The organism is Streptomyces aureus, assembly GCF_001418135.1.
GTDB lineage: Bacteria > Actinomycetota > Actinomycetes > Streptomycetales > Streptomycetaceae > Streptomyces > Streptomyces aureus_A.
Genome location: NZ_LIPQ01000595.1, coordinates 1 through 8,190 on the forward strand (window position 1 = coordinate 1; position 8,190 = coordinate 8,190).

Sequence of the window (8,190 nt, forward strand, 5' to 3'; positions counted from 1 at the left end):
TCGCCGAACGCCAGCGCCTGTCCATGGAGATCCACGACACCTTGGCGCAGGGCCTCTCCAGCCAGCAGATGCTGCTCCAGGCCGCCGACCGCGTCTGGGACACCGATCCGGCGACTGCGCGCACCCACGTCCGTACCGCCACCGCGATCGCGGAGCACAACCTCACCGAGGCCCGCCGTTTCGTCCACGACCTGGCCCCGGCCGACCTCGCCGACGGCAACGGCCTCGACCAGGCCCTCCGGAAGCTCGCGCGGCGCGAGACCTCCCACCGTCTCACCGTCCGCTGCCACATCGACGGAACCCCCGTCGAGCCACTGCCCGAACGCGTCCAGTCCGCGCTGCTCCGCATCGCCCAGGGCGCCCTCGCGAACGTCCGCGAACACTCCGGCGCGACGACCGCGGCGCTCACCCTGACGTATCTCGACGACCAGGTCGTCCTGGACGTCGCCGACGACGGCCACGGCTTCGACCCCGAGGCTGAAGAACCTGCCGCCGAACCCGCTGCCGCGCGGGAGAGGAGAGGGGCGAGGGACGGCGAGCCGGCGGGCTCGCGCGGCCACGGCCTCCCCGCCATCCGGACCCGCACCCGTCAACTCGGCGGCACCCTCACCATCGAGTCCCTCCCGGGCGAGGGCACGGTCCTCTCCGCGGCGATCCCCGTCCGCCGGGCGGCGGCCTGACCCGGCACACGTCACACCCCGCGCGGCGCGCGGCAGCGCCGAGACCTCCCATGCCACGGTCGTCTTGCCGACCCCTGCCCGCCCGCCGACGAGGAGTACCTCCGCGCTGCCGGTCGGGCAGGGTGTCAGCGGTCGACGGCGTCCCGCTATCCGGTATCGGGCCTTCCGGCACCCGTGTACGAGGTTCGCCGTCGCGCCGTCAGATGCCGCAGCCGGACGCCGACCAGAAGCGGGCGGACCGGTGGTCGAGGTGGGTGTGGTCGCCGTGTCCGGGGTAGCCCGGGCCGAGAATTCCGTTGAAGCCGTGGTTGCGGGCCTGCTGGGCCAGCAGGCACAGCGAGTGGGGCCCGGCGCCGAGGTCGGCCGCGTCGCCGTAGAGATGGCGGCTCGACGCGGCGCCGCCGACCGCGTCGTTGCAGGCCTGACTGCGGAAGCCGCTGGTGACGCGGATGCTCTGGTCGCCGAGGGCGTGCCGCAGGGCCTCCAGCTTCCACATCGTGCGCAGGGCGTTGGACTTGGCGGTGGCCGCGCTCACGGCGCCGCCGGCCCAGGTGGTGTTGCAGTTGTTGAGCTCGGCGTAGGAGAAGTGGACGGGGGTGCAGTCGTCGTCCTGGAGGGCGTAGATCTTGCTGAACGTCGCGGGTCCTGCGACACCGTCGGCGGCCAACCCGTAGGCGGCCTGGAAGCGCTTGACCGCGGCCGCCGTTCCGGGGCCGTATGCGCCGTCGATCGCCAGCACCCCGCCGTAGCCGGGATACCCGGCCACGCGAATCTGCAGCGCCGTGACATCGGCACCGGAGGCGCCCTGGGAGAGGGTGCGCGACCAGGTGTAGCAGCCGTCGGCCTGGGCGGTGCCGGCGGTGGCGACCACCCCGCCCAGCGAAGCGGTCATGATCATGACAAGTGAAAGGAGCAGGCGGAGCGGCAGGGAACGCAGGGGGCGTCTGAACATCGATCCTCCATGGCCTCATGAATCCGAGGTGACCCAGGGGTGAGAGTCCCCCCGAGACTGGCGGCCCGGTCGACGCGCGTCAACCACGCGGGAGCAGGCGTCATTTGTCGAGCCAATGGCGCCCGGATGAACGAATCAGGGCATGAGCCCCGGAGCGTCGCCCGCCACCTCTGTGAACGTGCGAAGCCACCCCAGGAGTTCGAGCAGCCGACCACAACGTCCCAGGGGCCACGGACGACACCCTCCGCGGAGATGCGCCGACCGTTCCCCGACCGGCTCCCACAGGGCTCACCGGGGATTGTCAGACCCTCGCGAGAGGATCTCCTCATGACGACGATTCCCGCCGATGAGGCGCTGTCCGGCCTGTCCGACCAGCCCACCGTGTCCCACCGTGCCGCGTACGAGGCCGCTCTCCAGCGCCTCCGCGAAGCCTCGCACTCCTACTACGGGGACGGCGACAGCGCGATGGACGACACCTCGTACGACCGCCTTCGCCTCGCCGTCCTGGCCTGGGAGGAGGGGAACCCGGCGGAGGTCTCCCCGGACAGCCCCACCGGCCTGGTGGCGGACGGTGCCGCCCCGGCCGGCGACGTCGCCCACACCAGCCGACTGCTGAGCCTGGACAACGTCTTCGACGCCGAGGGCCTGGTGGCCTGGGGCGCGTCCGTCGAGCGTCGCCTCGGCCGAGCCCCGGCCGGTGGTTTCACCGTCGAGCCGAAGATCGACGGAGCGGCGGTGGCCGCCCGTTATCGCGACGGCCGCCTGGTGCAGGTCATCACCCGCGGCGACGGCAGGCACGGCGAGGACGTCAGCCATGTGATCGGTCAGATCGACGGCCTGCCCGAGCAGCTCACCGAACCGGTCACCGTCGAGGTCCGGGGCGAGGTCGCCTTCACCCAGGAACAGTTCGAGACGGCGAACGAGGTCCGTGCCGCCCATGGCGCGCAGGTCTTCGTCAACCCCCGCAACGGCACGGCGGGCACGCTGAGGGCGAAGGGCCGCCCGTACCGGCTCCGGATGACGTTCTGGGCGTACGGAGTGGTGGAGCTGGACGGTGTGCCGTTCCTTCCCGCGGGAGCGACCCACGCCGAGGCGCTGGCAGCGGTGGCCGACGCCGGGGTGCAGACGACCGCGGCCTCCCCGGCGGGCCTGCTCGTCGTCTCCGACCTGGCCGCCGCCCAGGCGCAGGCCGACGCGGTCGCCGCGATACGCACGGACCTGCCCGTGGGAATCGACGGCCTGGTCATCAAGCTGAACGACACGGCCGAGCAGGAGGCGGCCGGACTCGGATCCCGCTTCCCGTACTGGGCCATCGCGGTCAAGCTGCCCGCGATCGAACGGCAGACGGTGCTCGAGGACGTCGTGTGGGAGGTCGGTCGCACCGGCGTCCTGGCCCCCACCGCGATCCTCACCGCGGTCGAGATCGACGGATCGACGGTCACCCGGGCCACCCTGCACAACCCGGCGGACATCCGCCGTCGGGACCTCCACATCGGCGACACGGTGACGGTGTACAAGGCGGGCGACATCATCCCGCGCGTCCAGGCGGCGGTCGCCCCGCTCCGCCCGGCCGGGGCGACGCCGGTACCGCTGCCCGAGGCGTGCCCGCGCTGCGGTGGCGAGATCAACACGGCCCAGGAACGGTGGCGCTGCGCGAAGGGCACGGCGTGCGCGCTCCCGGCCCTGATCGAGTACGCCGCCGGGCGCGAGATGCTCGACATCGACGGCCTCGGCAAGACGTACGTGGCGGCGCTGGTGGAGTCGGGCGACGTCGGCGACGTGGCGGACCTCTTCACGCTCACCGTCGAGCAGCTGACGGCCGCGTCCGGCAGCGCGAAGCGGGGGGCCAAGCTCGCCGAGCAGATCACGGCCGCGAAGGACCGCCCCCTCAACCGTGTCTTCTGCGCGCTGGGGGTGCTCGGCACCGGGCGCAGCATGTCCCGCCGTATCGCCCGGCACTTCCGCACCATGGACGCGATCCGGCGGGCCGACGCCACCGAGATGCAGGACGTGGAGGGGATCGGACCGGAGAAGGCCCCGGTCATCGTCGAGCAGGTGGCAGCGCTGGCCCACGTCATCGACAAGCTGACAGCGGCCGGCGTCAACATGACCGAGCCCGAGGACCCGTCGGCGGCCCAGGGCGGCGGCCCGCTGGAGGGCAAGGTCGTCGTGGTCACCGGAAAGATGGCGGGCCCGCTGGACGGATTCGGACGCTCCGAGATGAACGCCCTGATCGAGAAGGCCGGCGGCCGCGCGGGAAGCAGCGTCAGCGCGAAGACGTCCATACTCGTGGCAGCCCCGTCCGCGAACGGCAAGCCGAGCTCGAAGGCGGTCAAGGCCGCCGAACTCGGCGTGGAAGTCCTCACCCCGGAGGCCTTCGCGGAGCGGGTCGCCGACTATCTGCCCTGATGGGCCGATGAGCTGATGAGGGCGGGGGCGCGGCGGTTCGCCGCGCCCCACGGGCCGCGGCGGGGCGACGATGACACACCGTGCCGAAGCCGAGAGCCCGCGAACCGAGGCGCCACCCGGTCGTCGCGCCCGGGACCGCTCCGCGGCCGTCGCCTCGATCGGGAGCGCGACGACCGATGAGTCCGCGCGCCGCACCCGGTCCACCCTTCACCACCCATGAGTCCGAGGAGCGGAAGATGACCGAATCGACGACACTCGACCTCGGGCCACAGACCCGTGTCGTGGCCCGTCTCGCGGCGGCCGTGCCCGACGCGAGGCTCGCCGACCCGACGCCCTGTCCCGACTACGCGGTCCGGAATCTCCTCGGCCACCTCACCGGACTTGCCGTGGCCTTCCGCGACGCGGCCCGCAAGGACCTGGGGCCCACGACGGACACGGCCCCCGACACGACTCCGCCCTCCCTCCCCGCCGACTGGCGCGAGGTGCTGCCGCGGGTGCTGGACGAACTGGCCGAGGCCTGGAGGGATCCGTCCGCCTGGACGGGCATGACCCGTGCGGGCAGCGTGGACCTGCCCGGCGAGATCGCGGCGGCGGTCGCCGTCGACGAACTGGTGATCCACGGCTGGGACCTGGCCCGGGCCACCGGCCAGGAGTACCTCCCCGACGCGACCGCGCTGGGGGCCTCGCACGCGTTCCTGCTGGCGGCCGCGGAGGACGAGACCCGCGGCGGAGGCATCTTCGCGGCCGTGGTGCCCGTCCCGGACGACGCGCCGCTGCTGGACCGGGCGGTGGGCCTGAGCGGCCGGGACCCGGGCTGGACGCCACCGGCGGCCCGCGACCGGTGAGGGAGTCGGCCGCTGGGGGCACGGCGACCCCGCCGTCCCTGTCGCCTCACCGACGCTCAGTCATGAGCGTGAGCTGGGGCTTGGGCAGGGGCGGGGGAGGGCGCGGTGCCCGGCCCCGCGGCGTCCGCGAGCGTCCGCGGAGTCACGGTCCGCAGGAACGGCACGATGATCGCGAGCGTGGCGAGGGCGAACACGGCGAAGGCGGTGCGGATCCCGAACCCCTCGGCCAGTACGCCGACCAGGCCGGCACCGAGCGGCATCGCGCCCCAGCTGAAGAGCCGGGCCGCGGCGCTGTACCGGCCGAGCATGGCGTCGGGAACGAGTCGCTGACTGATGGTCCGTGAGTTGACCGTCCACAGGATTCCGCCCATGCCGCCGAGGAAGGCGCCGCCGGCCACGACCCAGAGGCTCGTGGAGAAGACCGGGGCGGCGACCATGGCGGCGGTGCCGATGAGGTCGGCGAACATGGACCAGCGCCGACCGAGCAGACGGTTGACGCTCGTGACCGTGAGCGCGCCGACCAGTCCGCCGGCGCCGAGGGCGCTGAGCAGCAGGCCGTACTCGCGTGTGTCGAGGTGCATCAGCGAGGTGGCGACCAGCGGCATCAGCGCGAGCCAGGCTCCCCAGCAGGCGGAGAGCACCGTCAGCGCGAGGGCCATCAGCCGTAGCAGACGCTGCTGCCAGAGAAACCGGACGCCTTCGGCGATGCGCTGGTTGACCGGGCCCGCCGGGTGGGCGTCGTCCGACGCCGGCCTGAACCTGCCCACGAGCAGGAGCAGGATCAGCGTGCCGATCAGGTAACCCGCCCCCGTCCAGCCCAGCGCCACACTGGCGCCCGCGGCCACCAGCAGGCCACCGACGAACGGACCGCAGAACTCGTTGCAGGCCGTTTCGGCGCCTGCCACCCACGCGTTGGCCCGCTCTCGCCCGGCCGGGGCCACCAGGGAGGGTACGAGCGTGGCGGCGGACGTCAGCGCGACCACCTCGGCGACGCCCAGCACCAGACCGGCGGCGTACAGGGCGGGCACGGTCACCGCGTCGCGCAGCGCGAGGACGAGCAGTGCCGTGACGACGAGCATGCGGGCGCCGTCGGCGATCCAGAGCAGCAGCCGTCGGTCGAACCGGTCGACGAGGACGCCGACGTGGAGGGCGACGAGCAGCCACGGGAGCGTGAGGGTCAGCGCCACCCCGGCCACCTGGGCCGGAGAGTCGGTCAGCCGAGTCGCCATCAGAGGCAGGACGACCTTGGTCACGCCGTCGGCGAGGTTCGTGAGAGCGGTGAACCCGACGAGGACCGCGGTGTTGCGGTTGCTGTGGTCGGGTGGAGCCGCCGTGCTCGTCGCCCTGGTCGGCAGCCCGACGCCCCCCGTCACCGCCGCCGACTGCTGTTCTGCCACGACACCATGCATAACTAACCCCCTAAAGCTCTTTGGTGGTCAGTATGGCAGGGGTATCGTGGGAACGCAGTACGGAACCGGCCATCTGTCATCGCGGATCGACGACAGTTGGAAACGACAACTCCCCAATGGAAGGCGGCACGTTCGTGCTCGACCCGTCCCCGGCCGCCGAGCTCGTCGAGGCCTTCACCAACACCGTCGACCTGGAGAGCGGCGACGACGACGTCGCCACGCCCGCCGGACTGGCGGACTGGCTGGCGGGCCGGAGCCTGGCGGAGCCCGCCCTCCGGCTGACCGCCGACGAGCACAGGGCCTTCCTGAGCCTGCGTGCCGGCATCCGGGAGGCCCTGGACACCGACGATCCGGTCGCACCGGACCGCCTGGCCCTGGCCGACGCGGTACTGGCCGAGGTCCCGGTCCTGGTCTCCCTCGGCACCCCGGGCGCACCCCTGGCCCCGGCCCCCGGCGGATCGCCCGCGCGTACCGCCCTGGCCCGACTGGCGGTCGCCTGGGCGGAGGTCGTGCTCACCGGGCAGATCCACCGGCTCAAGCGCTGCGCGGAACACACCTGCGGATGGGTCTTCTGGGACGCCTCGAAGAACCACAGCCGCCGCTGGTGCTCGATGCGCGTGTGCGGCAACCGTACGAAGGCGCGCAGATACGCGGCCCGGCAGCGCGACTGAGCCGCGGCGTGGGCCGCGAGATCTCCTGGCGTAGGGGGCTGTTCTTCGCTGCCCCGAGGCCCCACCATTCTCCTGACTACTCGTGCGTAACACGTCGTAGGGGGAAGTGTGTTGAAGCCCGGTGCCCGGATCGTCGCCAGGATCGCCGTCCCGATGCTCGCCACCGCCGTGTCCCTGCTCGTGCCCACCGCCACGGTCCGAGCCCAGGAGCCCGTCCGGAGCGCGGCCACCCACACGCCGGTCGTGTTCGTCCACGGCTACAACGCCGACCCCGGCGTATGGGGCGGCCTGCGTGAGGACTTCAAGGCCGACGGCTACACCGACGGCGAGCTGTTCTCCTTCGGCTACGACACCCACCGGTCCGTGAACGAGGTGCTGTCCGGCGAACTCGCCGCGTACGTCGAGGGCGTGAAGCGGCAGACCGGCGCCGCCCGCGTCGACCTCGTCTCCCACTCCTTCGGCAGCCTCGTCGCCCGCTGGTACGCGAAGTACGACCCCGCCGGCCAGGCCTCGGTCGCCCACTGGGCCTCCCTCGCCGGCCCCAACCACGGCACGAGCACCGCATGGGCCTGTGCGCTGTGGGACCAGGCGTGCCGCGACATGACTCCTGGCTCGTACGTCCAGAAGGGCCTCGCGGCGGGCGACGAGACGCCCGGGACCGTGCGCTACGCCACCTGGTGGTCCCACTGCGACGAGGTCATCAACCCCGACAGCAGCGTTCCCCTGACCGGCGCGACCAACAACGCCGCGGGCTGCCTGGCCCACAACGACCTCCTCGGCGACGACACCGTCTCCCGGGGCGTCCGCGCGTTCCTCCGTACCTGAGGGCCGTTCACGCCGGACAGCTCGGCCACGCGTCCCACGGTCCCGGGATCTCCCACCTGCCGGAGCTCGCCGCCGTACTCGAAGGCTTACCGTCGCTCGCGGGGATGGCGGACGCGATCGGCGCCCGCGCCGAGCCGGTACCCGTCCCGAGGGACTGTGCCGACGGCCTGTACGAGGCCGAGCGGAACAGCGACCTCACCGGCCTCCACGCGGCGGATCCCGGCCTCCGTCTGCTCACGACGTGCACCGCGTCCCGGCGGCGAAACAGCCGCCGCCCGCACCGGCGAAGTGGTGCGGGCGGCGGCTGTTTCGCCGCCGGGACGCGGTGCACGTCGTGAGCAGACGGAGGCCGGGATCCGCCGCGTGGAGGCCGGTGAGGTCGCTGTTCCGCTCTGCCTC

At 72.8% G+C, this 8,190-nt stretch carries 7 protein-coding genes and 1 pseudogene; 6 read left to right on the plus strand and 2 right to left on the minus strand.

Features of this window, described 5'->3' with window-relative positions:
* A partial coding sequence (locus tag AOK00_RS34665; protein ID WP_173861724.1) for a sensor histidine kinase occupies positions 1-680 on the plus strand: 680 nt, incomplete at its 5' end.
* A gap of 199 nt (positions 681-879) precedes the next feature.
* Here the strand turns inward: AOK00_RS34665 and AOK00_RS34670 are convergent.
* Positions 880-1,632, minus strand: coding sequence for a D-Ala-D-Ala carboxypeptidase family metallohydrolase (locus tag AOK00_RS34670; protein WP_055604103.1), 753 nt, complete (start codon positions 1,630-1,632; stop codon positions 880-882).
* Positions 1,633-1,959: 327 nt separating this feature from the next.
* On the opposite strand from AOK00_RS34670, the gene ligA reads away from it, so the two are divergent.
* The gene (gene ligA / locus AOK00_RS34675; protein WP_055604104.1) at positions 1,960-4,041 is read left to right on the plus strand and encodes an NAD-dependent DNA ligase LigA; all 2,082 of its coding nucleotides are present in this window, start codon (positions 1,960-1,962) and stop codon (positions 4,039-4,041) included.
* Between the two features lie 236 nt (positions 4,042-4,277).
* Positions 4,278-4,886 carry a TIGR03086 family metal-binding protein gene (locus AOK00_RS34680; protein WP_055604107.1) on the plus strand — a complete coding sequence of 203 codons (609 nt, stop codon included), beginning with the start codon at positions 4,278-4,280 and terminating at the stop codon, positions 4,884-4,886.
* Positions 4,887-4,942: 56 nt separating this feature from the next.
* On the opposite strand, the gene AOK00_RS34685 is transcribed toward AOK00_RS34680, so the two are convergent.
* The gene (locus tag AOK00_RS34685; RefSeq protein WP_437441468.1) at positions 4,943-6,283 is read right to left on the minus strand and encodes an MFS transporter; all 1,341 of its coding nucleotides are present in this window, start codon (positions 6,281-6,283) and stop codon (positions 4,943-4,945) included.
* 128 nt (positions 6,284-6,411) lie between these two features.
* Between AOK00_RS34685 and AOK00_RS34690 the strand changes: the two genes are divergently transcribed.
* From AOK00_RS34690 to AOK00_RS41670, 3 genes and pseudogenes are all read left to right on the plus strand, one after another.
* Complete coding sequence (locus AOK00_RS34690; protein ID WP_055604105.1) at positions 6,412-6,966, plus strand: CGNR zinc finger domain-containing protein; 555 nt, start codon at positions 6,412-6,414, stop codon at positions 6,964-6,966.
* Positions 6,967-7,074: 108 nt separating this feature from the next.
* Entirely contained in the window at positions 7,075-7,791 is a 717-nt protein-coding gene (locus AOK00_RS34695; RefSeq protein WP_254047610.1) for an esterase/lipase family protein, read from the plus strand.
* A gap of 53 nt (positions 7,792-7,844) precedes the next feature.
* Positions 7,845-8,129, plus strand: a pseudogene (locus AOK00_RS41670) (hypothetical protein); the annotation flags it as partial.
* Positions 8,130-8,190: the final 61 nt, after the last annotated feature.